General features: G+C 62.7%; 1 protein-coding gene. It reads left to right on the top strand.

Translation table 11 applies throughout. From position 1 onward, the window contains the following. Window positions 1–99 precede the first annotated feature (99 nt). The coding region (locus DIE13_RS32485; protein WP_124831042.1) for an ISNCY family transposase at window positions 100–1,224 on the top strand (1,125 nt) is incomplete at its 3' end.

The following is a 1,224-nucleotide window of genomic DNA, read 5'->3' as shown; positions in this document are numbered from 1 at the left end:
GTGGCTAGATAGAAATGTCCGCTTTTGGCTACATAGAAATGTCCGCTTTCGGACCGCGTAAGCTGACCGGCCGCCGGCTTCCCGGCGCCGGAGGCTGCGATGGCTGCAACGGAACGGATCACGATGACGATGCGCGAGCTGGACCGATTCAAGGTCATTCAGGACGTAGCCGACGGCAAGCTCAAGCCATGGCGTGCGGCAGAACGGCTGGAGTTGACGACGCGGCAGGTTCGCCGGCTGGTCGCCCGGCTGCGTGAGCATGGTCCGGCGGGTTTGGTGTCGGGACACCGATCGAAGCCCGGCAATCGTCGCCTGGATCCAGGAGCCGCCGACCGGGCGCTGTCGATCATCCGCGATCGTTACGCCGATTTTGGGCCGACGCTGACCTGCGAGAAGCTCTGGGAATGCCACGGCATTCGGCTGGCCAAGGAAACGGTCAGGAAGCTGATGACGGAGGCTGGATTGTGGATTCCGCGCCGGCAACGACCGCCGAAGGTTTATCAGCCGCGAGCGCGCCGGGCGTGCCTGGGCGAGTTGATTCAGATCGACGGCAGCGATCATCGGTGGTTCGAGGAACGGGCGCCGGCCTGCACGCTGCTGGTGTATGTGGACGATGCGACGAGCCGATTGATGATGCTGCACTTCACGCAGACCGAATCGACCTTCAGCTACTTCGAGGCAACGCGGACGTATATCGAACACCATGGCAAACCGGGAGCGTTCTACAGCGACAAGGCCAGCGTGTTTCGCAACGTGAAGCCGGGCAAGACTGGCAATCGCGTGACGCCATTTGGCCGGGCGATGTACGAGCTGAACATCGACACGTTCTGCGCGAACAGCAGTTCGGCCAAGGGACGTGTCGAGCGAGCGCACCTGACGTTGCAGGATCGATTGGTCAAGGAGATGCGATTGCGCGGGATCAACACGGTGGCCGACGCCAACGCTTACGCGCCCTCCTTCATGGCCGCCTACAACGCACGCTTCGCGAAGCCGCCGAAGAGCGACTTCAATGCACACCGGCCGCTGCGGCCTGACGAGAGTCTCGACTTGGTGCTGACGTGGCGCGAGCCGCGCAAAGTGACGAAGTCGCTCACGGTGCAGTACGACCGGGTGATGTACTTGCTGGAAGACACGCCGGAGAACCGGAAGCTGATCGACCGCCAGATCGAGGTCTGGGAGTACCCGGATGGGCGGATCGAACTCCGGGCTGACGATCGTGTGTTG

Origin of the sequence: Burkholderia sp. Bp9016 (assembly GCF_003857765.1) — a bacterium.
Taxonomy (GTDB): Bacteria; Pseudomonadota; Gammaproteobacteria; order Burkholderiales; family Burkholderiaceae; genus Burkholderia.
This window is presented reverse-complemented; position numbering and strand designations above follow the sequence as displayed.